Source organism: Rhizobium sp. AG207R (assembly GCF_027109195.1).
Classification (GTDB): Bacteria; Pseudomonadota; Alphaproteobacteria; order Rhizobiales; family Rhizobiaceae; genus Rhizobium; species Rhizobium dioscoreae.
The window spans coordinates 794,867-820,558 of the sequence record NZ_JAEPVT010000001.1 but is presented as its reverse complement, the minus strand read 5'-3'; the positions used below and the strand labels follow the sequence as shown (position 1 = coordinate 820,558).

General features: G+C 58.7%; 22 protein-coding genes. 16 read left to right on the top strand and 6 right to left on the bottom strand.

Annotated elements, in window-relative coordinates; all coding sequences use genetic code 11:
* Positions 1–18 precede the first annotated feature (18 nt).
* Complete coding sequence (locus tag JJQ51_RS03630; protein WP_113388751.1) at positions 19–642, bottom strand: GNAT family N-acetyltransferase; 624 nt, start codon at positions 640–642, stop codon at positions 19–21.
* A gap of 233 nt (positions 643–875) precedes the next feature.
* On the opposite strand from JJQ51_RS03630, the gene JJQ51_RS03625 reads away from it, so the two are divergent.
* From JJQ51_RS03625 to JJQ51_RS03610, 4 genes are all read left to right on the top strand, one after another.
* Complete coding sequence (locus JJQ51_RS03625) at positions 876–2,210, top strand: extracellular solute-binding protein (RefSeq protein ID WP_113331156.1); 1,335 nt, start codon at positions 876–878, stop codon at positions 2,208–2,210.
* A gap of 132 nt (positions 2,211–2,342) precedes the next feature.
* Positions 2,343–3,239 carry a carbohydrate ABC transporter permease gene (locus JJQ51_RS03620; RefSeq protein ID WP_269244324.1) on the top strand — a complete coding sequence of 299 codons (897 nt, stop codon included), beginning with the start codon at positions 2,343–2,345 and terminating at the stop codon, positions 3,237–3,239.
* The gene (locus tag JJQ51_RS03615; protein ID WP_113331154.1) at positions 3,236–4,069 is read left to right on the top strand and encodes a carbohydrate ABC transporter permease; all 834 of its coding nucleotides are present in this window, start codon (positions 3,236–3,238) and stop codon (positions 4,067–4,069) included. Before JJQ51_RS03620 ends, JJQ51_RS03615 begins: the two co-directional genes overlap by 4 nt.
* A gap of 209 nt (positions 4,070–4,278) precedes the next feature.
* The gene (locus tag JJQ51_RS03610) at positions 4,279–5,208 is read left to right on the top strand and encodes an MYG1 family protein (protein WP_269244323.1); all 930 of its coding nucleotides are present in this window, start codon (positions 4,279–4,281) and stop codon (positions 5,206–5,208) included.
* A 477-nt stretch (positions 5,209–5,685) separates the two neighbouring features.
* Here the strand turns inward: JJQ51_RS03610 and JJQ51_RS03605 are convergent, their stop codons facing one another.
* On the bottom strand, positions 5,686–6,873 hold the full coding sequence (locus tag JJQ51_RS03605; protein WP_152095128.1) for an adenylate/guanylate cyclase domain-containing protein: 1,188 nt from the start codon (positions 6,871–6,873) through the stop codon (positions 5,686–5,688).
* 866 nt (positions 6,874–7,739) lie between these two features.
* Here JJQ51_RS03605 and JJQ51_RS03600 point away from each other — a divergent pair.
* Together JJQ51_RS03600 and JJQ51_RS03595 are read left to right on the top strand one after the other, a co-directional pair.
* Complete coding sequence (locus JJQ51_RS03600; protein WP_145321428.1) at positions 7,740–8,924, top strand: 2-isopropylmalate synthase; 1,185 nt, start codon at positions 7,740–7,742, stop codon at positions 8,922–8,924.
* A gap of 138 nt (positions 8,925–9,062) precedes the next feature.
* The gene (locus JJQ51_RS03595; protein ID WP_113395085.1) at positions 9,063–10,850 is read left to right on the top strand and encodes a thiamine pyrophosphate-dependent enzyme; all 1,788 of its coding nucleotides are present in this window, start codon (positions 9,063–9,065) and stop codon (positions 10,848–10,850) included.
* A 22-nt stretch (positions 10,851–10,872) separates the two neighbouring features.
* Here JJQ51_RS03595 and JJQ51_RS03590 read toward each other — a convergent pair whose 3' ends face one another.
* Positions 10,873–11,088 (bottom strand): hypothetical protein, encoded by a 216-nt coding sequence (locus JJQ51_RS03590; RefSeq protein ID WP_113391713.1) that lies wholly within the window; start codon positions 11,086–11,088, stop codon positions 10,873–10,875.
* A gap of 253 nt (positions 11,089–11,341) precedes the next feature.
* Here JJQ51_RS03590 and JJQ51_RS03585 point away from each other — a divergent pair, with 253 nt between their 5' ends.
* From JJQ51_RS03585 to JJQ51_RS03550, 8 genes are all read left to right on the top strand, one after another.
* On the top strand, positions 11,342–11,593 hold the full coding sequence (locus JJQ51_RS03585) for an antitoxin (protein WP_069615183.1): 252 nt from the start codon (positions 11,342–11,344) through the stop codon (positions 11,591–11,593).
* Positions 11,590–11,775: a type II toxin-antitoxin system RelE/ParE family toxin gene (locus JJQ51_RS32900; protein WP_442966493.1), complete on the top strand. Its 186-nt coding sequence runs from the start codon at positions 11,590–11,592 to the stop codon at positions 11,773–11,775. Before JJQ51_RS03585 ends, JJQ51_RS32900 begins: the two co-directional genes overlap by 4 nt.
* 731 nt (positions 11,776–12,506) lie before the next feature.
* Positions 12,507–13,508 (top strand): glycosyltransferase family 2 protein, encoded by a 1,002-nt coding sequence (locus JJQ51_RS03575; protein ID WP_269244322.1) that lies wholly within the window; start codon positions 12,507–12,509, stop codon positions 13,506–13,508.
* Positions 13,505–15,328: an ABC transporter ATP-binding protein gene (locus JJQ51_RS03570; protein WP_269244321.1), complete on the top strand. Its 1,824-nt coding sequence runs from the start codon at positions 13,505–13,507 to the stop codon at positions 15,326–15,328. The genes JJQ51_RS03575 and JJQ51_RS03570 overlap by 4 nt, the downstream gene beginning before the upstream one ends.
* A complete protein-coding gene (locus JJQ51_RS03565) occupies positions 15,309–16,532 on the top strand; it encodes a glycosyltransferase family 2 protein (protein ID WP_113353265.1) in 1,224 nt (407 codons plus the stop codon). The genes JJQ51_RS03570 and JJQ51_RS03565 overlap by 20 nt, the downstream gene beginning before the upstream one ends.
* Positions 16,529–17,842 carry a glycosyltransferase family 2 protein gene (locus JJQ51_RS03560; protein ID WP_269244320.1) on the top strand — a complete coding sequence of 438 codons (1,314 nt, stop codon included), beginning with the start codon at positions 16,529–16,531 and terminating at the stop codon, positions 17,840–17,842. Before JJQ51_RS03565 ends, JJQ51_RS03560 begins: the two co-directional genes overlap by 4 nt.
* Positions 17,839–18,579, top strand: coding sequence for a class I SAM-dependent methyltransferase (locus JJQ51_RS03555; protein WP_269244319.1), 741 nt, complete (start codon positions 17,839–17,841; stop codon positions 18,577–18,579). The genes JJQ51_RS03560 and JJQ51_RS03555 overlap by 4 nt, the downstream gene beginning before the upstream one ends.
* Positions 18,580–18,626: 47 nt before the next feature.
* Positions 18,627–19,805, top strand: a complete 1,179-nt coding sequence (locus tag JJQ51_RS03550) for a glycosyltransferase family 4 protein (protein ID WP_269244318.1) — start codon at positions 18,627–18,629, stop codon at positions 19,803–19,805.
* 3 nt (positions 19,806–19,808) lie between these two features.
* Here JJQ51_RS03550 and galE read toward each other — a convergent pair whose 3' ends face one another.
* Together galE and JJQ51_RS03540 are read right to left on the bottom strand one after the other, a co-directional pair.
* A complete protein-coding gene (galE, locus tag JJQ51_RS03545; RefSeq protein ID WP_269244317.1) occupies positions 19,809–20,783 on the bottom strand; it encodes a UDP-glucose 4-epimerase GalE in 975 nt (324 codons plus the stop codon).
* Entirely contained in the window at positions 20,780–21,754 is a 975-nt protein-coding gene (locus tag JJQ51_RS03540; RefSeq protein WP_269244316.1) for a UDP-glucuronic acid decarboxylase family protein, read from the bottom strand. The genes galE and JJQ51_RS03540 overlap by 4 nt, the downstream gene beginning before the upstream one ends.
* 386 nt (positions 21,755–22,140) lie before the next feature.
* On the opposite strand from JJQ51_RS03540, the gene JJQ51_RS03535 reads away from it, so the two are divergent.
* A complete protein-coding gene (locus JJQ51_RS03535; RefSeq protein ID WP_269244315.1) occupies positions 22,141–22,989 on the top strand; it encodes a sugar phosphate isomerase/epimerase family protein in 849 nt (282 codons plus the stop codon).
* Positions 22,990–23,014: 25 nt separating this feature from the next.
* On the opposite strand, the gene JJQ51_RS03530 is transcribed toward JJQ51_RS03535, so the two are convergent.
* A complete protein-coding gene (locus JJQ51_RS03530) occupies positions 23,015–23,902 on the bottom strand; it encodes a sugar phosphate isomerase/epimerase family protein (RefSeq protein ID WP_152093989.1) in 888 nt (295 codons plus the stop codon).
* Between the two features lie 121 nt (positions 23,903–24,023).
* On the opposite strand from JJQ51_RS03530, the gene JJQ51_RS03525 reads away from it, so the two are divergent.
* The gene (locus JJQ51_RS03525; protein WP_269244314.1) at positions 24,024–25,511 is read left to right on the top strand and encodes a GMC oxidoreductase; all 1,488 of its coding nucleotides are present in this window, start codon (positions 24,024–24,026) and stop codon (positions 25,509–25,511) included.
* Positions 25,512–25,692 lie beyond the last annotated feature (181 nt).

Here is a 25,692-nt window from a genome sequence, read left to right as displayed (position 1 = left end):
GGATGGGCCGGATTTTCCTTAGGCTACCGGCTTGTCCAATCTCATGACGAAGGCGAGGTTACCGTTTTGGCTGAGTTCTTCGAAACCGAGATGCCGGTAAAATCCCTTGGCGCGCTCGTTCGCGGGGCTGACACCAAGATGGACGCCAGGTGCGCCATACGCCGTGAGGGCTTCGAGCATGGTCTTGATCATCAGCCGTCCCCATCCGCCCGATTGGGCTTCAGGCAGAATATTGATGTGAAGATGCGCGGGGTAGGTCTCTTCAAGGCCCGGCGTGCCGCTGTGAGGATTGGCTATTCGCTCCAGAACATCGGCGTCTTTTTCCGTCTTGGGTATCAGGCCAGCGGTCTCGCGTCGAACAACCGGCCACCAATCTCTGCGGAGCACTGTGTCAAAGCCCGCGGTATCCGGCGTACCGACAACATAGCCGACCACCCGATCGTGCCTGGCAAGAACGAACGCAAACTCCGGAGCGAATTTGAGATAAGGCACGGCCCATACGTAGCCGGGAAGGCGCGGATTGCTGTAAAGCGCACTCGCGTCGGCCCCTGCATCAGCCGTGACCAGGCAAATGTGAAAGAGGGCGTCAACGTCGTCCTCAGTGGCCGGGCGGATGAAATAATCGTCGATCTTGGGAGGCATGGCATCATCGATCTGCTGGCCGCTGCTCGGTGAGAACTGACGTCAGGCGGCGGTAAAACTGGGAAGTTTGAGGGACTGCATCTGAGGGCCAAACCCGCAGATTTTGGAAAAGAATAAGGAAATTCGTCGGTCCAGTAAAGGCCCGACAATGCAAGACATTCGGCGCGTCTTAGCAAGATCAGCCGGTTGGAATCGATAGAAACTGCCAAAACGCAGCTAGAGGGAACCAATCAATGTTTAGCGATTTCATCTCCACCAATGCAGCATCCATTCTGAAGAAGACAGGAATTTTGGCGGCATCCGTCTTCATTGGCATCGGCATGTCGACAACCGTCTTTGCCGAGACGCTCACGGTTTGGGACGACCACGATTCTGAGTCGAGAGCCGCCGTGATGACCGAACTCAACGCCAATTTCCAGAAGGCGCATCCCGACGTTAAGCTTGATCACACCGTACGCGATTTCCAGGACCTCAATCTCACGCTTAAGCTCGCCGTTTCGTCTGGCGATGGTCCGGTGGTGACTAAGGTCAACCAGGGAGCCGGCGCGATGGGCGCGATGGTGAAGGAAAACCTTCTCGTTCCTGTCGATAACTACCTCAAGAAATATGGATGGGATAAAAACCAGTCCGATAGTCTCCTGGCGCGTGACCGCTGGTCGAGCAAGGGCGAGTTCGGTGTCGGTGAGACCTATGGCATCTCGTCGCTCGCCGAAATCGTCGGCCTGTATTACAATGAAAAGGTTCTTAAAGCCGCTGGCGTCGAACTTCCGATCAAGAACTTCGACGATTTCCTTGCCGCTCTCGATAAGGTCAAGGCGGCAGGCAGCGCGCCGCTGACAATCGGTACAGCCAAGGGCCATCTGGCGCTCCATATGTTGGCCGGGATCAGCCAGGCGCATATCGATGCTTCGGATCGAAAGGCGCTCGATGACCTGATCTATGGCCGCGGCGGCACATGGAATACGCCCGGCAATCTGGAATCGGTGAAACTTGTACAGAAATGGGCAACAAACGGCTATTTCTCAGATGGTTACCAGGGCATCTCGGGCGATGATGCCGTTCAGCTTTTTGTCGCCGGCCAAGGGGCCTTCCTGATTTCGGGCACCTGGTACTTCGGCGATATGCAGAACAATCCCGATATCCATTTCATGCCCATCCCGGCGCCCGCCGGTATCAAGCATCCGCTTTCGGTTGGCGGCGTCGACCTTGCCTGGGCGATCACCAGCCTGGCCAAGAGCGACAAAATGAAGGACCTCGCCGGCGAGTACATCAACTACATGGTCTCCAAGGACGCATCCGTGACCTGGGCCCGCGCCGGCTATCTGCCCGCCACCCCTGTTCCGGCAGACGCCGGGGTTAACGCGTCCCCGCTCCTGAAGGAGGGCATCGCGATCTGGAAATCATTGAACGATGACAATGCACTCGGGCATTATCCCGATTGGGCCAGCCCAACCATGCTCAAGACGTTTGATGAAAACACGCCCCTGCTGCTTGCGAACAAGGAAACGCCTGAAGAGCTGATCGCCAAGCTCGACGCGGACTACGCCGCCTACATGAAGAGCAAGTGATTGCCGGCGAACAAGCCAATCCCGCCGCGCTACTCGATCGAAGAAAGGCAGCGGCGGGAAACTTCGGTACGTCTATCCTGATCACGGCCAGAGCGGCAGCATTCGACCTCTGGCATGTCCACGAGATGGTGCATGAAACGCTCACCACTTGACGCGAAGGCCAGTAGAAATCTCATCTACATTCTGCCTGGCTTACTGCTCTATTTTGCTCTCATTCTTGGTCCTATTGTCGCGGCAATCGGTATCAGTTTCACTGAATGGAATGGGATCAGCCCGCCCAATTGGATCGGTCTTGGCAATTATGTAAAATTGTTTTTGGATGAAACTTTCTATGTTGCATTGAAAAACAATGCTCTCTTCATGGTGTTTTACTGTGTCATCCCGATTGTCGTTGGTCTGTCACTTGCCGCGATGGTTTGGACGTTTAGGCAGCGGGAGCAGTTCGCGCTGCGGACACTGCTATTCCTACCCTATATCATGCCCACCGCCGTGCTTGGCATCATTTGGCACTGGCTTTACAATCCCGCTTTTGGTCCGATCAACCAGGCGTTAAAGCTGGTTGGCCTGGGTTCCATCGCTCTGCCCTGGCTCGGCGATTTCACGTTTGTCCTACCAGCGGTCGGCATTGTTGCGAGCTGGTATTTCTTCGGTTTCTGCATGGTGTTGTTTCTCTCCGGCATCCAGCGGATCGATCCTGCGCTGTTTGAAGCGGCGAGAGTCGATGGTGCCAGCGGAAGTAGGATATTCTTCTTCATTACACTGCCGCTCCTGCTGCCGGAAATACGCATCGCGCTCCTTCTCACGATCATTTCCTCGATCAAGAGTTTTGATCTGATCTTTACGATGACTCGAGGCGGTCCGGCCAACGCCACACTTGTTCCCAACATTTATATGTATGAGCTTGGATTTCAACTGAATCGTTATGGATATGCTTCGGCCGTTGCCATCATCGGTGCGATTCTCGTCTTTACTATCAACTATGCCGTTCACCGGCTGGTGCGCCCTGTGAATGAAGGGAGTGCAACGTGAGCAGAGATTTTCATACGATAGGTGCGGTGCTACCCTCACGTATCATTCTTTGGCTGTTCGCGGTCTTGGCGATTGTTCCCTTTGCCCTTCTGATACTTACGTCTCTGAAGAGCCGTGCCGATCTGATACAAGGCGCATTCGTATTGCCAGCCTATCCGCATTTCGAGAACTATGCAAATGCTTGGATCGATGGCCGGTTTAATGTCTATTTCCTGAATTCCGTCATGATTGTTTTCCCCGTTGTCGTGGTTAGCATCATACTTGGCACGCTGACGGGATTCGGATTCGCGTTCCTGACCTTTCCGTTCAGGCGCACCATTTTCGTCCTTTTAACTGTTGGAATGATGGTGCCGACCGAAGCCTTCATTATTCCACTCTACTATGAAATGCGCTATGTCGGCCTCATAAACACCTATGCTGCGCTGATCCTTCCCCAAATTGCCATGTCTCTGCCTTTCGCCACCATGTTCATGGCTAGCGCGATGCAACAACTGCCATCGGAAATCATAGAAGCAGCGGTTCTCGATGGAGCATCCAGAAGATATATTCTTTCAAAAGTTATCGTACCTTTGATGCTGCCGTCGATGTCCACACTGGCATTGTTCCTGTTTATTTGGACATGGAACGAGTTTCTTATTCCGCTTGTTCTCGTCAATGACGATAACTACCGAACCCTGCCAATTGGTATGTTATTTTTCCAGGGACGTTATACGGTCAATACGCCTGTGTTGACGGCGGGCGCTGTCATCGTTATCGGACCGCTCATTCTTGCCTATATGTTCTTCCAACGGAAACTCATCACAGGCCTGACGGCTGGAGCGACGAAGTAAAATCACCTTGCTCTCGATTGAAAAGATCGGTCGCGCGCTCGGGCGCCATGAAGCAATGGGAATCTTCTTTCGCCGATCATCGCGCCATTCCCGAGCCGAATGCGGCCATGCAATTATCGGATCCCCTAATCGCTTTGCCGGTTGAGATGACGCGCAAATCCGGTTATCTGCCTGTCCGTCCAATTCGCGAATAGTAAGGTCCCGGCCGTATGGCTCCCAATTTCCTCGTCACCCATTCCGGCGGCTTCCATGCCGACGAAGTGTTGTCCAGCGTCATTCTCACGCGGCTTTTCCCTGATGCCCGCCTGGTTCGCAGCAGGACGCCGGAATGGATCACGCCCGGTGTCGATCGCATCGTCTATGATGTCGGCGGCGCTTATGATGCGACTGCCGGGATTTTCGATCATCACCAGCGCGGCGCACCGCGACGCGACGATGATCAGCCCTTCAGTTCGTTCGGGTTGATCTGGAAACATTTCGGTCGCGATTACCTGACAGCCCTCTTGGTCCCAAGCGGCTTTGTCGAAACCGTGCATACGGCTTTCGATGCCGGCTTCGTCCTGCCGATCGACTTGGTCGACAATGGTGCGCTCAGCCCGGATAGCGCCGGCCTGCTGGCTGGGTTGACCCTGCCGTCGTTGCTCGAAACATTGAAGCCCGTCTTCGACGACGCGGACCTGGAGGCGACCGATCGGGCATTCCACGCCGCCGTTGCGATCGCCCGCAATTTCGTCGAAGCGAAGATTGCCGGGCTCCATGCGAAACTGCGTGCCGAAACTCTGGTGCTGCAGGCGATTGCGTCAGCCGGCGAGAGCCGTGTTCTCGAACTGCCGATGGGCATGCCGTTTCGTTCGGCGATCGTGAAGGCGGGTGCCGATCATCTCCTGTTCGTGGTCCATCCGCGCGAGGCCGACTGGTGCCTGACGGGAATTCGCCGCGCCGAGGAAGGATTCGAACTGCGAGCCGATCTTCCGGTGGGCTGGGCCGGGTTGAGCGGCCGCGACCTGGAGATGGCGACCGGTATTGAGGGCGCAAGTTTCTGCCACAACGGCCGCTTTATCGCCGCCGCCAAAACGCGAGAGGCGGCGCTCGCTCTCGCCAGGTTGGCGGTGAATGACGCGGAGCAAGGAGCCGGTTGACCATCGGCTCGAGGCCGAGCGCAATCGCCGTTTCACGGGGCAACTCCGGCTTGAGCATTGAGCGGATCGGCATACGGAGGCCACTCATTTTGCAACCAGAACCGGATTGCTCTTGAACTCGTACGCTGTTCAGATCGACTGAAAATACTTCCAGCTGAAATTATTTGGGGATGATCCCGCGTCACCGTTGCTCCCATGAGCATGCATTGGCACGATCGCGACACCAAAAAGGAGGCTTGTCATGCGCTTATCCGCCCCGCCGATGTCGAAAGAACGACTTGCGCAGTTGCTCGCTGGTTTTTTGCCGGATACCAGGCAGCAAGTGGGCCAAACCGGTATGCGGAGCCAGGACGGTGGAAAAGTGATATGTGAGGAAGCCTCGCCCGGCGGAACTAATTCGCAGTAGCTTGAGATCGCGCTCGAAGCGTTGGTAGGGAAACGTGCGGACGCGGTAGAAAGGGCGCATCGAGGTGATAGTTAACAGTTTGGCTCACCCGGCAGACCGTAAACCGCGGCGGGCTGGCTTACACCCTTCAACGTGAAAATCCCGAGCCGTTCAAATCCGTCTTGGACCTGCGAAGCGAATAGTTCGGAGGCCAACACGCTGCGTTGGACCGTATCGCACAACTTTTCCATCCGGGCCGCCTCGTTGACAGCTCTGCCGATTGCCGTGAAATCAAGTCTGCGGGCAGCTCCGACGTTTCCGTAGAATACGTCTCCGATATGCAGAACGATATCGACGAGGAGCTGTGGTTCCTCGGAAACCATGCGTGCCCGGTTGACCGCCGCATTCGCCTCGATTGCCATCTTCGCCGCGGACAGGGCCCTTTCACACGCGTTGGCCGGATCTTCAATATCGGTCGGGAAGATTGCAAGCAGGCTATCGCCCATGAATTTGAGGATCTCGCCGCCGAATTGCTCGACTGGCCCGCCGATCGCATCGAAATGCTCGTTCAGCCAACCGACGATACGCTCTGGCGGAAAACCTTCGTTTAGCGCCGTGAAATTCTTCAGGTCCGCAAGCAGGATGGCGGCATGGATGGCATCACCGTTGCCGCGCCGTGTCTGGCCGCTGAGAATGCGGCCGCTCGTGCGTACTCCAGTGTAAACGGCCAGCATGTCGGTCGCCACACGCATCGCCGCGATGCGGCAGCAGGCGAGGGCGAGAGCCGGTAAAAATTCATCCAGGGCGGCAATCTGGCCGTCGGAGAACCCCTCCGGGTTATCGACAGCCAATGAGAAGCCGATGCCGCCCAGCGCGGTTCCCCCGGGAAACCGGGCAAGTTTCACCAGGTAATCGGTTGCCCCAAGATCGGAGAGTTCGTTTAGCAGCGGGAACCCGGCTGCGTCACCGCCGGGCGGCAGTCTCCAGCGCCCAACATCCAGCTCTCGTGAAAGAAGATATGAAATAGGCGAGCGGCGAAACATCGCGTCACCCGCTTCGCCGTGCTCTTGTATTTCGAGAGAGATGCTCGACGACCGCGACCAGGAAATAGAAGAGCCCTTTTGAAGTGGATCGATGGACGGCATGGCTATGGACGCCCTAACGAGTGGATAGTCGAGCCTGGTCAGCCGTTCTGAAACTCCGGTAAGGATCTCTTCGATGCTGTCGCTGGTCAGGCCCATGGCTATGATCCAGTCGACCAACTCCCGCGTCTGCGTCACTTCGTAAGCTCCTCCGAACGGCAAAGTTTGAGAAGATCGTCGACCGAGTTTGGTGCTCCGGTCCAAATCAATGGCAGCCTAGCATGGAAACTGGCGAAAGTACCTTGTGTGCGCACCAGCGGGGTGGGGGGCATGAACAAGATCCGCCAATAGGCGCGCGGGTGCAGGTAGTCGTCGACGTGTGGGATGCTGCCGAAGAGCTGCGGGGGTAGGTGCCAACCGTCAGCATATCATTGAAATGCCTGCTGGCAGAAACAAGTGTGGCAAACTGGCGACACGTGTCTATCACTAAGCAAAAAGCCGTAATTTCCTAAGAATAGTCCATAGTTTTCTAAAATACCGCCGCCTCGAATGCAGCCATCCTCGCCGTGGTAACCATTCGGTGCACTATGGACATTCAATTCTCAGGTTTTGAAATTTTTGCTCCGAAAATAGAGATGGCCTGGACTGTCCTGCAACGGCCAGATGCCCGCCGCCCCCGCGCGGGGACGGAGCTCCCTTCCGATCACATGCATGCTGGACTGCATCCCGCTCCGACGCCGCCGCCGCCCGGAGACACGGATATCACTGCAGATCGAAAGCCAGGCATCTGGATGGGACGCGTACACCAAGAATTGCGAAATTTCGCCGACGGCGCAGGCTTGGATACCGACCAAAGCGTGAAGCGCTTTGCCCGGTTTCCAGCATGCCGGCAACGCCAGGGGCGATCAGGATCAGATCCGACGAGACTTGCATCCGATGATGGATTTTCGCCGCAGGCATGAAACGCGCCCGAGGCATCGGTCATCCATGACTTGTGTGTAGTGCCATACAGCCAGCCTTAGGAATTCGGCAAAGCCGATGCTTCAATTGATCGGGAGAGTCGCATGAACACTGAAAAGATCATAATCTTTGACACCACTCTGCGTGATGGCGAGCAAAGCCCCGGCATCAACCTCGACGCCGGGGAAAAGGTCGAGATCGCGCTTATGCTCGAAGGCCTGAAAGTCGACGTGATCGAGGCCGGCTTTGCCGTCTCCAGTCCAGGCGAGTTCGACGCGATCAAGGCCGTGGCGAGTGTCGTGAAGGACAGCACGATTTGCAGCCTGAGCCGCGCGGTCGAGCGCGATATCGATCTGACGGCGGAGGCTGTTTCCGGTGCGGCATCGTCCCGTATCCATATCGTGCTGGCGACCTCACCCATTCACATGAAATACAAGTTGCAAATGACACCGGAAAACGTGCTCGAACATGCCGTTCGCGCGGTGGCCCACGCGCGACGTTATTCCGAGGATATCGAGTTTTCCTGCGAGGACGCGAGCCGATCGGAGCCCGAATTTCTTGCCCGTTTCGTGGAACAGGTGATCAAAGCCGGCGCGACCACGGTCAGCCTGCCTGATACGGTCGGCTACGCCACGCCTTACGAATACGGCAAGCTATTCACCTATCTGCGCGATGTCGTGCCCAACGCTGACAAGGCCGTGTTCTCCGCGCATTGTCACAATGATCTGGGCATGGCTGTTTCGAACTCGCTCGAAGCGACCCGGCAGGGCGCGCGCCAGATCGAATGCACGATCAATGGTATCGGTGAGCGAGCGGGCAATGCGTCGCTTGAGGAGATCGTCATGGCGCTGCATACACGCGAGGATTTTTTCCGATGCCAAACCTCCGTTGAAACCCGGCGTTTGACGGCCGCATCCAGGCTCGTCTCGGAGATCACGGGTTTCGTTGTGCAGCCTAACAAAGCGATCGTCGGCAGGAATGCCTTCTCGCATCAGTCCGGCATTCACCAGGATGGCATGTTGAAGAACCCGTTGACCTATCAGATCATGACGGCGGCGGAGGTCGGTGCAGACGAGTATCGGCTGGTGCTCGGAAAGAATTCGGGCCGCAACGGTTTTCGCATGTGCATGCGCTCGCTGGGCGTCGAGTTCGGTTCCGACGCCGATCTCGATCGCGCTTTCTCTCGTTTCAAGGATATCGCCGATCAAAAGGCATCGCTTTGCGATGAGGACCTTCTGGCGACGGTTGTCGGTATGGAAGCCCTCTCCAGGGAAAGCCACATCGCCTAGTTCTGCTTCCAGAACGTCTAAACGGGATCGGCCATGTGCCGGAACCGCGCTTGCCGCGGACCTCGGCCGGCCCGGGGGAACCGCGCGTCAATAGTTTGCAGCATTCGGGAACGATGGTCACAGCGGAGAAGCGAGAAAATGACGATGGATCTTGCAGTCGAAACGGCGGGCGACATTCGGATAGCCAAGCCGAGAGCAGTGCCAAAAACAGGATATGAATTCCTGATCGATACGCTTGCGACCTGGAATGTGCGTCACTATGCCGGGGTCACGGGAGGAGGGGTCATCCATTTGCTCAAACACATCGAGCCGATGGTCTCTGCCGACGACGGTGCCGAGTTCCCGGTTTTCTTCAATATCGGAGAGTATGTCGCCGGCTTTATTCCGTTGGGATACTATCTGGCGAGCGGGAAAATCGGTGCGGCTATTGCGACAACGGGAGCCGCAACGCGGCTGCTGACCTGCGGCCTGAGTGATGCGAAATTGCACAATATTCCGGCAATCTATCTCATTCCTCTCAGCCCTGCGGATACGCGATACCGAGCGCCGCTGCAAGATACGAGCCCGGAAGGCGCGGACGTCGTGGCTCAGATGATGGCCGAGCTGCCATCAGGCACATTCGTCCTGAATGATCCGGAACGTATCGGAGAGCAACTCGAGCAGGCCCGCAAACATCTCGATCAGGGCTCGCCTATCGCACTTCTGATGCCGCCGGAGGCGCTCGGAAAGATGGTGCCTGAGCCGGTCCATACGCCTCGGCGTGGTGACTACCCCCATAAACCGAACAAGATCGACCATGGGGCGCTCGCCCATTTTCTGGCCGAATTCCCGCGGCAATCGGCTGGGCGCCGGGTGATCGTGCTCGCTGGAGAAGAGGCGGCCATGTATCCGTATATGCCTGTTCTCACCACACGTTTGTGCAAGGCATTACAGGCACCGATCGTCTGGAGCATAAACGGGGCGAATGCGGTGGCGCGCAACAATGTCTTCGGTTTCGGCTATCTGGGATTTGGCGGTAATGATCGCGCAATGCAGCTCTGGAGAAGCCTTGGCCCTGACGATATTGTCATCACTCTCGGATTTTGCCCTGACGAATATACGCTTAATTTTTCGGACATACCTGCCCATACGACATGGAATTTCACCAATCTGGCCGCCCCTTATGGCAGCGTTGGAGGCGAATTTCGGCATCGCGTACGAGGCGAATATTTCGATGTTCGAGGACCGATCGATCAGGTTCTGAGCGAAGCGATCGGTCGGCTCGAGGACCTTCAGCTGCCGCGCCCTCCGGCACCGGCTTTCGTGGCCGATCTTAATGATCGCGAGATCATGCCGCCACGTCCCGGCACAATCGATATCGCCCGATTTTATCAGGAGCTCGATCGTCATTGGCGGCCGGGAAGCGTCGCATTCGATGATGTGTGCCTTGCCTACAAGGATCGTCAGTATGTCACGCAGCGCCCGCATCCGGACGTCCGCTTCCATTCGCTCTATCGCGGTTCGGCAATGGGCGGAGCATTCGGCGTGGCAATCGGCGCTAAGCTCGCGAAACCGGACGCGACGGTCTTCGCTTTTACGGGTGATGGCTGCTTCCGGCTGATTGCCGGTTGCCTGGCCGAAGCCCGATCATTGGGGCTCGTCCTGTTCGTGCTGGACAACGGCGCGCTTGGCATCATGGTGCAGGGCCTGCCCGTGGTCATTCCCGACTATTCGTCCGATCGCTACCACAGCGATCTGCACCGCATCGACTTTGGATCGATGGCGCGCGCATGCGGTTGGGAAAGCCGCAAGCTGGCGCCGGATCTTAGCAACCTGGCCGAGATCATGCGCGAGAGCTACGGCCCTGGTCGCTCATCCATCCTGGTCGAGGTGCCCGTCGACGCAGAGCAGGTGGTGGGACAAAACCCGCGGGCCAACAACCTGTAGCCCCCAAGCGGTCGATGCCAGATCAATGCAATGGTGTCGAAGGCGTCATCTCCATGTCACCGATGACCGTATCGAAATAGTTGTCGGCGATTTCGAGCAGAGCTTCCGCTATGCACTGAGGTTCCGATCCATCTTGCAGGAGATCCTGCACGGCCGCATCGATTGTCCGCTGGAGTTGCTCGTGGCATTGCTGCTTCGATTGATCCGCAAAACCGATCAGCCATTGCTTAGCTGGCATGACGATGCTCTCCTCCATGACGACAGACGTCCATATTTATCGACAAGGTATAGCGCGGGTGAGCGCAGGCAACCGCTGCAAGGCTATTTTTCAAGCGAAGTACCATCATTTGCTCGCCGTTACGAATGAGCAATTCTCCTATTCTAGGAATGGTTGTAGCACTTGGGAGCGGCCGCCGTGCATTTCAATAAGCCTCACGGCAGTGGTCACGTACCCACATATGTGCTAATGTGGGCCTTGAGGAGCACGCTAGATGAGCCGTTTAACGATCGACATGACAGACCAGCAACATCAAAGCCTAAAGGCGATGGCCGCTTTGCAGGGTAAGACAATCAAACAGTATGCACTTGAGCGTCTCTTTCCCGGGGATATAGATGGAGATCGAGCCTGGGAGGAGTTAAAGATGTTGATGAATACGCGCATCAATGATGGGCTCGCCGGAAAACTGTCGACTAAAACCGTAGGTGACATCCTCGATGAGGAAATTGCCGAGGATCGTGCTTGACGGCTTACATTCTTACCGCGGATGCAGAATCTGATCTGCGATCTGTAATCCGCTACACGCATGCCCAATGGGGTGCCGCTCAGGTGCGCTGGTACATCGCGGCTTTGGAGCGAGGTTTTGCGAATCTTGCCGAGGGTAAGGGTCCTTTTAAGGATATGAGTGCGCTTTATCCGGCATTGTGAATGGCGCGATGTGAACACTACTATGTCTTTTGTCTGCTTCGCGAAGATGCGCCTGCACTGATCGCGGCGATCTTTCATGAACGAATGGATTTGATGAAGCGATTGGCTAGCCGTCTGAACGAATGATCTTTGGGCGAAGGCGAGATGTCTTGCAGATGGTGGAGGTGGTCGGATAGGATCACGCATCAAGCCCAGTCGTTGTCGATCGATCTACGCGCCGTCGTCGCGACCCCGTTACATATGCAAGCCTCGTGCGCGCCGATGTGTTGAAATTGCTGGCGCCTCCGGTTGGCGTCCGCGGGCGTGTCGCATTGAATGGATCAGCGCCGAATCGAAATATGGTAGGCGGCGGGATGTATATACCCGCAAAGTCACCGCCCCCGCGGTGAGTTCACCTGGAAGTGCCCGTAAAAAATCCCGCTGAAAACCATCGCTGCCGGAAATCGCCCCGCTGATTTTGGCAACAAAGCCATCTACATCGGACTAAAGTCTGGTTTGTGATCGGACCTAGGGCCGAGGACGCAATCTTTGGTCCTAATGCCATGGATTGCCCCGACCTTTGCGCCAGTTGTTTCCCGCGAGGGAAGCGGCGGGATATTCGGCCGCTGTCGTAGTGCATGCGGAGAGATCGATGAATATGAACGGCGCCCGTGAAAGCGGCACCCCAGCCCCGGCATTCACCAATGATTCCGTCGGTAGCTGTATCATCTGCTTCGTCGCCAAGGGTGGCAATGGCTGTGGAAGCTAAGCGAAGGACCACCGTTGCGGTCGTCGTACCGATGTTCAACGCCGAACGAACGATCGGTGCGACCCTGGCCAGCATCTGTCGCCAGACGCATCAGGAGCTCGATATCATCATTGTCGATGATGGTTCTTCGGATCGATCATTATCGATCGTGGCTGAATATGCGAGGCAGGATCGGCGAATTCGGATCCTTCGGCAGGCCAATAGTGGTGTCGCCGTCGCGCGTAACAACGGTGCGGCCGCGACCGATGCCGAATTTCTCGCATTTATCGATGCCGACGATTTATGGGCTCCGTCAAAGATCGCCCTTCAGTGGCAAGCGCTTGACATGGGCGGGCCGTCGGTGGGATTGGCCTATTGCTGGTATGCGCTCATCGACGAACATAGCCGCGTGTTTTCGCTGCATAACCGGCCAAGCCATGAAGGACACGTGCTTCAGCGCATGTGCAGAAACAATTTCGTCGGCAACGGCAGTTCGATGCTCATGCGTCGTTCCGCCTTCGAAGACGCCGGGCAGTTCGACCCATCCTTAAGGGCACGCAACGCGCAGGGTTGCGAGGATCTTCTGATCTGCCTCAGAATTGCGGAGAATTACGAATTCCGCGTCATACAGCAGCACTTGATCGGCTACCGCATGACGAACACGAACATGTCGAGCGACGTCAGGCGGATGCTCTCTTCATGCGAAATCGTCCTCGCCGAGTATCGTGAAAAATATCCTCAGTATGGTAGCGATCTCGATGCCCATCTGGTCGATATGATCCATTGGCTGGTCGTCAGAGCTTTTGTCAGCGGTCGCTTTTTCGATGGTTGTGATCTGTTTCGGCGATTTCTGGCATTGGAGCCACGTCAGGCGATTTCGAGCCTGCCAAACATATTGGACGTATATTGCCGTGCCAGGCTGGTTCCCGATTGGCTCAAGGCTCGGCTGAGGGGATTGCAAAGAAACGCGGAGTTGCGGCCGCTCTATCTGGAGACGGTCCCGTGAGGCCGGGCGGTTCGTTTCTCACGCGCCTGCAACGGCTCTTCCGCCTGGCGGAGGCGCCTGCCTGGGCAGGACCGACCATCATCGGGCTCGGCCTGGCCGCCGCGGTTCTCGAGGGGGCAGGCCTCTTTCTCTTCATTCCCCTCATTCAGAGTCTCGGTGCCGTAGCGGCGCAGCAGGGAGAATGGCAGCGAATTTTCGACCGGCTGCTCGCGGCCGTTCCACAGAGCCATTTGACGGCATTCCTGGTGGGCGTGCTGTGCGTCAGCATTCTTCTGAAGAATGCCGTCCATCTCGTCAATATCTGGGTGACCCGGTATATCGACGGTCTCGTTGCGCATCGGCTAAGAGCAAGGGTCTTCGATCAGACGATAAGCTCGTGCATCGACTACCGGGTGGAAAACAAACGCTCCGATATCATCACGACGATCGCCAACAACACCTGGAAAGTCAGTCAGGCCTTAAGCCTCGCTTACCGTTTGATGATCTGCTTCTGCACCTTCGCCGTCTTCATGCTGTTGATGCTGCTGATTTCCGTTCGTCTGACCTTCTTCTCGATGATGTTTCTGCTCATGGGCGCCATGGCCATTCGCCTGGCCACTCGGCGCGCGGACGAGACCGGCAAGGCCGTTGTCGAGGAAAACAAGCAGTTCGGCCTGAGGATGTGGGAGAGCATCAACGCGCTGCAATTGATCCGCGCCTTCGCCCAGGAGGACTACGAACGCAACCGCTTCCGGAAGACTTCCGACAATGTGCGGCGACGCCTTCTGAAGCTCGATATGCTGTGGGCGACACCGGGACCTGTCTCGGAAATCTCGATTACGATCCTGATCGGTGCGCTCGTTCTTGTCGCTCAATCGGTAGGATTGGGCATTGCCGCACTGGCCGCGTTTCTCTCGCTGCTATATCGTCTGCAAGGCCCAACGCGCGAGTTGCTGCAATCAAAGATCGCGCTCGATGGGCTCGCCGGCAGCATCGACGATGTCGACGACTTCCTCCGCACGACGGAGAAGCCTTTTCTCTCGCAGGGGCACGTGCAGGCGCCCGCCTTCAGGAAAGCCGTCGAATTTCGCAACGTCTCCTTCCGTTATGCGCCTGGTCAGCCGCTTGCGCTGGAGGATGTCTCCTTCAGCATTCCTGCCGGCAAAACAACTGCGATCGTCGGCGAATCGGGGGCCGGCAAGTCCACGGTGATGGCGCTGCTCTTTCGCTTCATGGATCCGAGATCCGGTGCGATCGTGGCAGACGGCATGCCTCTTTCCGAATTCGATCTCCGCAGCTGGCGCAAGCGCCTGTCGCTGATGTCGCAGGAGGTCCATCTCTTCAACGACACGATTGCAGCCAACATCGCCTATGGCGATCTGGAGGCCGGGCCCGCCGAGATCCGCAAGGCTGCCGAAATCGCCAAGGCGGACGATTTCATCCGCCTGCTTCCGGATGGCTACGGCACACGGATCGGCGATCAGGGAATGCGCCTGTCGGGCGGGCAAAGGCAGCGCGTGGCCCTTGCGCGAACGATCCTTCGAAATCCCGATATTCTGCTCCTGGACGAGGCGACGAACGCGCTCGACGCCGAAACCGAACAGGCGTTTCAGCTGGCGCTCGACGAGTACTCACACAACCGCACCGTTGTCGTGATCGCTCACCGGCTCTCGACCGTTCTGGCCGCCGATCAGATCATCGTCATGACGAAGGGCCGTGTGGTCGAGGCTGGTTCGCCGGATGAGCTCTTCAAGCGGCAGGGACATTTTTCCAGGCTCCACGAATTTCAGCACGGTCGCCGCGGCGGGCGGGAGTTGGGTGATGAGTTACAAGCTTATTGATATCGAGTTGTCGAAGCCCCTGGCGCCGATCGAACTCTCGGCTGAGCAGACCGGTGTCGGCTTGATCGCGCGATGGCAGGGCCGGCTGATCGCATTTGAAATGATCGAGCGACCCGCCGGCTCCATGCTGCCGGCCGAGAGCCTGAAATCCCTTGCCGATGAGCGATTTGCGGAACGCATCCTCGTCGCGAAGTTGGAGGAGGAGCTGAGGGCGCGCTTGCCGGCGAGCGAGACGACGCTGCCCAGTCTCAGCATCGCGATCTGCACCAAGGATCGTGCGCAGCGCCTCTCCCGATTGCTGCGGTCGCTCGATCAGGTTCGGGATGGATCTCCTTTCCAGTTCGTCGAAATCATCGTGGTCGACAATGCCTCGGTGGATGCGGCCACGCGCGAAGCCGCCGAGAGTTTCCGCGATATCCGCTACGTTTTCGAACCGAAGGCTGGGTTGGATTTCGCCCGAAACGCCGCCCTTCATGCGGCTTGGGGCGACATTATCGCCTATCTGGACGATGATGTCGTGGTGGACCGCAATTGGCTTGCAGGCCTTGCCAAGGCGTGCCGCGACAACCCTGGCGTCGGCGGTTTCACCGGCCTCGTGCTGCCGTTTCGTCTCGACACCGAGGCGCAGGTCTTTTTCGAGCGACGCGGAGGGTTCGGCCGCGGCTTTGCGCGGCGGGAGTTTCACAAGGCGCGCTTTGACAATCCGCTCCATCCCGTTGGCGCCGGCATTCTCGGCGCCGGCTGCAACATGGCCTTCGACCGCGCGTTGCTGATCGAGCTCGGCGGTTTCGACGAGGCGCTCGATACGGGCGCGCCGCTGCCCGGAGGCGGGGATCTCGATATCTTTTACCGCGTCCTGCGCTCCGGACGCCCGATGATTTATGAGCCGGAATATGCGGTTTATCACGAGCACCGCGAAACCATTCCGCAGCTCAGGCGGCAATACTGGACCTGGGGTCTTGGCATGATGGCTTTTCTCGTCAAGAGCTATCGCACCGATAGCGCGATGCGAGCGCGCCATCGCGCCATGGTCCGCTGGTGGTTCTTCGACCAGTTGAAGGCGCTTGCCCGTGCTGCGCGGCGGCTGCGTGGGCATGAGCTGCGTTTCGGTATCGCGGAGCTGTGGGGCGGAATCTACGGCCTTGCCGGTGAATACGATCGCTCGCGCGCCCGTATCAGGTCGATCCGGGAGCGCAATTCATGACGACGGAGCGTTTTGAGGTGAGGCATGTCGATCTTGCTGCTGCGGATATCGGCGGCGCTCGCGCGCCCGCATTGTCGATCTTCTGGTGGAAGGACCTGCCGCTCGGGGCACGGGCGTCCCTGGAGGACGAGCTACCTCACGGTGCCTCTCAATTGCGCCAGCTTGCTGCCGAACATGCGGCCGCACAACTCCAAGCGCGCAGCGTCGGGCTGGGCGCGCCGTTGCGTGCCACCTATGAAGGACAGCCCAAGCCCGCGCTCTCGCTGGAGACCGCGCTTGAATCGGAAAATCTGGTAGAGACGCTCGATGCGATCGCAATTCCATCCTCGGCTTCGGCGCGGGATGTCTCCGTGATCGTCTGCACCCGTGATCGTGGTCCGGCCCTGAGCAAATGTCTGGCCAGCCTCGCAGCGCAACGCAGCGCTCCGGGCGAGGTCGTCATCGTCGACAATTCCGAAGACGGGAACGCCAGGGACATCTGCAGGCAATTCCCCGATTTTCGCTATGTCCACGAGCCCCATGCCGGTCTAAGTCGAGCCCGGAACACTGGGATTCAAGCGAGCCAGTTTGATATCGTCGCTTTCACCGACGACGACGTCGAAGCCCATCCGGGCTGGACCGCGGAGATCGCGCGTACCTTTGCGGAGCAGAATGTCGTCGACGCGTTCACCGGTCTTGTGCTGCCGGCGCGTCTCGATACGGCGGCGCAATGCTCCTTTCAGTTCACCATGGGCGGCTTTGGCTCCACCTTTGTGCCGCTCACCTTCGACAGGCGTTTCTTTGAGGAGACGCGGCCGAGCGGAGCCCATGTCTGGAAGATCGGCGCCGGCGCCAACATGGCCTTTCGACGCTGCGTATTCGAGCGGGTTGGCCTCTTTGACGAACGCCTTGGCGCGGGAGCGGCGGGATGCTCTGAGGATTCGGAGCTTTGGTACCGACTGTTGGCGGCCGGCGGCGTATGCCTCTACGAACCCCGGGCCGTTGTCTTCCACCACCATCGCAGCGACTGGCCCGGCCTCAAGCGGCAGATCAAAGCCTATATGAAGGGCCATGTCGCAGCCCTTGTGACGCAATACGATAATTTCGGCGATCGCGGAAACATCGTGCGCATCGGCAAGCAGCTGCCGGTCTATTTTGCCAAGACCTTCGTCAAGGCGCTTTTCGAAGGGCCTCCGGGCAGGCTCGGAATTTTGGCGGCCGAAGTAGAGGGCTGGCTCGCCGGCCTGCAGTTTCTCCTGCGCTTCGGCTGGAGAATGCGGCGAACCCCGATGGGGACCGCTGCTAAGGCTGAAAAGGGAATATCGCGATGATCAAGAAAGCAGCGCTTGGCCAGTTTCTGTCCGGAAACCCTTATCCGAACGGCTTGACGGATGGCCTGTTCTATCGCGAGAAGATGCGCGCCATCCATCGGGTGGCGCCGGCGGAAACCGGAGGCACCGGACGGGTGCTGGAAATCGGCGGCGGTCGCAGCGGTCTTGCCAGCATCCTTTATCCGCAAGCCGAAATCGTCACGCTCGATATCGACCCTGAACTGGCCGACCATCAGCCGTCCTGTGCGAAATCGACCTTCATTTGCGGCGACGCCTGCTCGCTGCCGATGGATGACGACAGTTTCGATATCGTCACCATGTTCGACGTGCTGGAGCACATCGAGGACGACCGCCGCGCAGCGCAGGAGGCGCTGCGGGTGGTACGGCCGGGCGGATATGTCCTGATCTCCACCCCCGAGATCAATTGGCATTATCCCTATTTCAGCGTCATGAAACGCCATTGTCCGCATGAAAGCGAACTGATGCGCGAATGGGGCCATGTCAGGCGGGGATACCGGGACCCGGAACTCGCGGCCCTTTTCGACAGACGCCCGGAACGGCGCGCCACCTTCATCAACGCCGCCACCGCGTTTTTCCACGACGTTTCGTTTTCCCGCATCGGACGCCGTCGTCGCAGGGTCCTCTATGCGCTGGCCGCGCCCGTGACCTTTCTCGGTTACTTGATGCACCGGCCATCCACGCGTGGCACCGAGACGGCCTTTGCCTGGCGCAAATGAGAGGCGACCAGACGTCAAAGGTGATCGCGCTTTTCCCATGGGGAGACGTGATCGAAGAATTCCTCGATCCGATCGGGCTTGAACTTCAGGATTTCGTCGAACGGATGACGGGAGGCTGGCTGTTCGGCTATGCGGCGGCACTGGGTTCGGCCGGCCACAAGCCGATCATCGTCTGTGCATCGGAGCGAGTGAACAGGATTGAGTGCTATGAGCACCCCGGCACGGGCACGCCGATCTGGGTCGCACCGGCAAAGCGGCCACGCCAGGGCCATTCCCCTGCCGCCTATAGCCTGCGGCGCTGGTCTGCAACGCCGCTTTCAGCCTTCCGCGAGATTCTTTGCCGCTCCAAATGCGATCTGCTGCTTGCCCAAGAGTATGAATATACGCGCTTCGATGCGCTGGCATGGCTGGCACGAGGCTTGCACCTCCCACTCTATGCCACCTTTCAGGGAGGGGATCGCACGCTGTCCTGGGTCGAGGCCGCTGCAAGACGGCTTTCGCTGCGCGCGTGCCGCGGCCTGATCGTTGCGTCTTCCGCGGAGCGTGAGCGTCTTGCCAGGGCCTATCCACGCATTGCTCCCAATATAGCGAATATCCCCAATCCGCTGGCTACCCAGGAATGGCACGCGATGGATCGCGGCGAGGCGCGAGCAAATCTTGGCCTGCCGCGGGATTGCTTCATCGTCGTCAATCACGGGCGCATCGATATCCGCCGCAAGGGGCTCGATGTGCTTCTCAAGGCCTGGGAACGCTTCGCCGGTGTTTCTGCGTGCCGATTGGTGATCATTGGCTCGGGTCAGGACAATGATGCTTTCGCCAAACTCGTTCGCGCAAGCGAACTGGCGAACGTGCAATGGTTGTCCGGCTACATGACGGACCGAACCTTGATCCGCCGCTGGCTATCGGCTGCGGACGTCTATGTAACGGCTTCCCGTATCGAGGGCATGCCGGTCGCGCCATTGGAAGCCATGGCCTGCGGCCTTCCCGTCATCGCTTCGGATGCACAAGGCCTGCCGGACATTCTCGTCGACGGCGAGGCCTCGGGCGGCCTGATGGTCGCGCAGGAACAGCCCGACGAAATCGCGTCGGCCTTGGCGAGATTGAAAGATGATGAAGCTCTTCGCGCGCGATTGGGTGCCGCCGCCCGACGGCGGGTGATGGAAAAATTTTCGATCGAAGCGGTTGGCGCCGCTCTCGATGAGTTTCTGACAACGGCACGCAGGTAAGGATCACATCCGGTCGCGATACCAGGCGAGCGCCGTCTCGATAATCCTTTCGATGCTGGAATGCCTGGGCACCCATCCAAGCTCTCGCTCGGCCTTATCGGCCGCAGCCACAAGAGCCGGTGGGTCGCCGGCCCTGCGGGGACCATAGGCGACCGGAAGGCTGCGTCCACAAATGCGGCTGACGGCATCGACCAATTCCCTAACGGTCGTTCCGTTGCCTGTGCCGAGGTTGTAGATGTGTACACCCTCATCCCGCAACAGCTTCTCTCCACCAAGGACATGAGCCTGCGCGAGATCGCTGACGTGGATGTAGTCGCGGATGGCCGTTCCGTCGCGCGTGTCGAAATCGGTGCCGTTCATGGTGAAGGTTCGGCCCGGTCTGATCGCCGCTTCTATGGCGAGCGGCACGACATGCGTCTCGGGCTCGTGCCGTTCACCGATCTCGCCATCGGGATCGCAGCCGGCCGCATTGAAATATCGCAGCATCACCGCGTTGAGGCCGTGGGCGCGCGAGAAATCCTCCACTATCCGCTCGATCATGAACTTCGACCATCCATAGGGATTGATCGGCCACTGCGGATGGGTCTCGTCAATCGGGGTGCGGCTCGGAATGCCATAGGATGCGCAGGTGCTTGAAAAGATCAGCCTGTTGACGCCCGCTTTGAGCATTTCCTCGATGAGAACCAGCGTCCCGAATGTGTTATTCCGATAGTAGAGTTCGGGAAACTCGACGGATTCGCCGACATAGGCATAGGCCGCGAAATGGGCGACCACATCCGGACGGTATTGGCGTAACGTCGCCGCCACCGCCTCGGCGTCGGCAATGTCGCCCTCGACCAGCGGCCCCCATTTCACGGCGTCACGCCAGCCGCGGGAGAGATTGTCGTAGGTGACAACCGACCATCCAGCCTTTGCGAAGGCCTTGCAGCAATGCGATCCGATATAGCCGGCTCCGCCGGTGACAAGGACCGTCCTCATTCGGCGGCGATCGCGCGCGAACGGCCAGACGAAAGCAGTTCCTCGAAATAGGCGATCGTTTTGCCAAGCCCGGCTTTCAACTGAACCTTCGGTTTCCAGCCGAGTTCGCGCGACGCGACCCCGATATCCGGCTGCCGTTGCCTGGGATCATCGGCCGGCAGTGGCAGGTATTTTATCGCCGAGCGGCTGCCGGTCAGTTCTATCGCGAGATTGGCAAGTTCCAGCATCGTAAACTCCGCCGGGTTGCCGAGATTGATCGGGCCTGTGATCTCGTCCATTGTTCCCATCAGGCGAACCAGGCCATCTATAAGATCGTCGACATAGCAGAACGAGCGCGTCTGCTGGCCGCTGCCATAAACCGTTATCGGCTTGTTCTGCAGCGCCTGCACGATGAAGTTGGAGACGACGCGGCCGTCATCGGGGCGCATCCTTGGGCCATAGGTGTTGAAGATGCGCGCCACCTTGATCCGTAGCCGGTGTTGACGCCAGTAATCGAAGAACAGGGTCTCCGCGCAGCGCTTGCCCTCGTCGTAGCAGGAGCGCGGGCCTATCGGGTTCACCCGGCCCCAATACTCCTCCTGTTGGGGATGGATCTCGGGATCGCCATAGACTTCGGATGTCGAGGCCTGGAGGATCTTGGCGCCGACCCGCTTGGCGAGGCCAAGCATGTTGATCGCGCCGTGGACGCTGGTCTTGGTGGTCTGCACCGGATCGAACTGATAGTGAACCGGGCTCGCCGGACAGGCGAGGTTGTAGATCTCGTCGACCTCCACATAAAGGGGGAAGGTAATGTCGTGGCGTACGATTTCGAAAGATCTGCTATCGAGCAGATGCGAGACGTTGCTTTTCCGTCCTGTAAAAAAATTGTCTACGCAGATAACCTCATGTTTTTCACGCAAAAGCCGTTCGCATAGGAAGGAGCCGAGAAAACCTGCGCCGCCGGTAACTAGGATTCGCTTTGTTTGCTGCATGACGGTTATCTCGCCACTGGTGGCGTGATATCGCCGCCGTCGGAAACTATGTCGGATGCCGGGGCTGGGATGCCGCTTTCAAGGACGCCGTTGATATTCATCGACCTTCTCCGCATGCATTACGACAGCGGCCGGGTATCCGACCGCTTCCATCGCCGGAAACAACTGGCGCAAAGGCCCGAGCGATCCATGGCATTAGGACCAAAGATTGCATCTTCGGGCCTAGGTCCTGTCGTGGATTGGACTTTAGTCCGATGGAAGCCGAAAGCCTTCCGGACGGCAGCATGGCGGGCATCGCGTCCTGGCTGCCAATGATCGATTGATCGGCCCTGGATTGGCTGACATAGTGCCGCCGCTATCCGACCATGCCACGCGAAGACCTATCAATGACCGAATCCACAGCTAATTCCTTTTCGCCCGTTTCCGCTCGCCCGTTGGCGAAGATCAGCCTGAAATGGGGCATGGTCGAGGAGCCTTCGCTCTCCATCCTGGAGAAGTTCCAGCTCCTGCGGGATCTCGGCTATGACGGGGTCGAGCTCGATGCGCCCAATGACCTGCCGCTCGACGAAGTTCTGAATGCCCGCGACAAGACTGGGCTCGCTATCCCCGGCTTCGTCAATGCGGTGCACTGGAAGCGTCCGCTGACGGATCCCGATCCATCGGCACGCCAGGCTTGTGTCGATTCGATGATCAAGGCTCTGCATGATGCGAAGCTCTATGGCGCGACGACGGTGCTGCTCGTTCCCGGCATTGTCAATGCGGGCACCAGTTACAAGACCGCTTACGCGAGAGCTCGCGAGGAAATCGCCAGGATCCTGCCCGCCGCGGAAGAGAGCGGCGTATCGATCGCGCTCGAAAACGTGTGGAACGACTTTCTGCTAAGCCCCCTTGAGGCGGCGGATTTCATCGATCGCTTCCGCCATCCGAAGCTCGGCTGGTATTTCGATGTCGGCAATGTACTCCGCTACGGCCGGCCGACAAATTGGATCGAAGCGCTCGGCAAACGCATCCTGAAAATCGACATCAAGGAATACAGCCTGGAAAAGATGAACAGCGAAGGCCCATGGAAGGGCTTCGATGTCGAACTGGGCGAGGGCGACTGCGATTGGGCCGCGGTCAACAAGGCCCTGTCTGATATTGGCTATTCCGGCTGGGCCTCCCTCGAGGTGCCGGGAGGCGACCGACAGCGCCTCGCCGATTTGAAGAAGCGCGTCGATCGGATCGCCGCGCTGTGATGGCTGGATTGCAAGCGGGCGATGGTCAGCGGCCGGCGGCGGCCGCAAACATTGCCTTCGCATTCTTCAGGCCGGTTTCGCAGCCAAATTGCGTTGGCTCGTTGCCTTCATATTCCAGCGAGACGAAGCCGTCATAGCCCGAGGCGACGATGTCCTCGATGATGGACCTGACGGGCAGGTCGCCATAGCCGAAGACCGAGCCGCGGATTGCCTGGCCGCCGATCGTCCGCAGCCAGTCCGCGCCAGGCGCTGACTGGCGCACATAGAAATCCTTGAGGTGGATGAAACTTGCATGAGAGAGGCAGGCACGCGTCCCCGTGAGCGGATTCTCGTCGACGCAGAGGAAATTGCCGATATCGACGGTCAGCCTGAAGCTCGGCAGATTGACGGCATGAAGAAGCCGCTTGATCCGCTCGCTGGAATTCATGAAGAACCCGTGATCCTCGACGCTGGTGGTCACGCCATAGCGCCCGGCATGCGCGGCGAGCTCATGGGTGGCGTCGGCGATTGCCGGAAATGCCGCTTCGAACTGGCCGGGCTCCGTTGCGCGGAGCGACCAGGGCACGACATCGTGGCGCAGGAAGCGGACACCGAGCTTGTCGCAAAGCTCGACATAACGCTTCAGCCGGCCAAGCTGGAACGCGCGTTCGCCGTCATCAATGAAATTGCCGGACATGCAGAGACCGGAAAGCGGGACGCCGTTTTTCTGGGACGCGCCCTTTAGCCGCTCCAGCATCTCCCCGTCATCGGCGAGTTCATATCGCAGGTCCTGCCCTTCGGGCGCCACGGAAAGCGTTGCCAGTTCGACATGATCGCCGCCATGTTTGCCGACCCAGGCAAAGACATCCTCGATCTGCATGGCGCCGCTCTGCATCAACGGACGGAAACTGTATGAACTCAGACCTACCTTCATCGTGCCTCTCCTCGAGCTTTTCACAAAAACTTTGTTCGGCAACTTAACAATCCCGGTTGACTTCGGCTACGATACATCTTTGTTTGCAATCAAATTGATTTAAGAGTGGGGAATAGCAGGAATGTCTCGTCAGTCCGCCGACGTCGTCATCATCGGAAGTGGCCCGACTGGATCGGCCTATGCACGGGTCATCAGGAACGACTGGCCGGAAGCGCGTATCCTGATGGTGGAAGCCGGCCCGCAGATTTTGCCGCAAAAGGGCGCACATCTCGACAATATTCTCGATCTCGACGAGCGCGCGGCCTGCGAGGTGCGCGCCCAGGGCGGCGACCGCAGCCCGCGCATGCCAATCAACAAGGAAGAGTGGGAGGCCCGCCGCGCTGGCGGCTTCGATCATTCGTTGCTGCGCCGCTCGGGCCTTTTCATCGCCAATGACGCCGATGCCCAGGATGAGAACCTCTTCGCCGGCTTCTCGGCGGCCAATGTCGGCGGAATGGGCACCAAATGGTCGACCGGCACACCGGTGCCATCCGAGATCGAACTGGTGCCCTTCATCCCCACCGATGAGATGCATGAGGCCCTGGCCGTGTCGGCGCGATTGCTGGGTACCAACAAGGACCCACGTGCGGGCGATGTCGCGGCAATCGCCATGCGCGAGCGCCTGGGCGAGGTCTTCAATCCCGGTCGCTCACCCGATCGCTTCGTCCAGCCAATGCCACTCGCGGCAACGCCAGGTCCTGACGGCCTGCGCTATCATGGCACTGACGTCGTTCTCGGCGACCTTGTCGACGAGCCCGAGGAGAGCTTTCATATTCTCTCTGAAACCGCCTGCCGCCGCGTGATCCATGAAAATGGTCATGTCACGGGGGTTGAACTTGCCCGCGCCGGCTCGGAGGAAACCTTCATTGTCAAGGCCGGCACGGTCGTCGTTGCATGCGACTCGCTGCATTCTCCTCAGCTGCTCTACGCCTCCGGCATCCGCCCTGAAGCGCTCGGTCGCTACATCAACGACCATTATATCGTTTCGCAGATCACCGAGATGCAAACCGATGTGCCCATGACCGCGATGAGCTGGATTCCGGCTACCAAGGATTTCCCCTATTCGGTCACCATCGCCCCGGCGAGCCTGCACTCGATGCCGCATGCCAGCGACATGAGCGGCCAGCCGATTGGCATGGGCGTTTTCGTGCCCTCCGATATCAGCGCCGACAACCGTGTCACCTTCGATGACGATCGCCGTGACTGGCTCGGGCTGCCGGCTATTTCCATCCATTGGCGTCAGTCGGAGGGCGACAAGGCGCGCCTCGAAGAGGCCAAGGGCCATGCCCAGCGAATTTCCGCCATTATCGGTCGCCCGGCGCCCGGTTTTGCCACCTTCGTGCAGCCGGTCGGCTCGTCGCTGCATTATCAGGGCACGATCCGTATGGGCGAGCGCGACGATGGCACCAGCGTTTGCGACAGGAATTCCAAGGTCTGGGGCTTCGACAACCTCTATGTTGCCGGCAATGGGGTCATTCCCACGAAGACCGCCACAAACCCGACCCTGTTCAGCGTCGCTCTTGCCAGTATCGGCGCCACCCGGATCGCTGCCGCCCGCCGTATCGCCTGATCGAGAGACCCGCTGAATTATTGAGGGAAAACTCGAGGTCCGATCTCGGCCCGCAAGCCTTGCTGAAAGTGGTAGGTCTGCTGGACGATGTCAGGTCGCGTTCAACGCTATGGATCGATGATAGTGAAGGGGTGTGCGCCCTTATCGTCACCGAAAGGGGCCACCGTCGTCAACAGCAGAT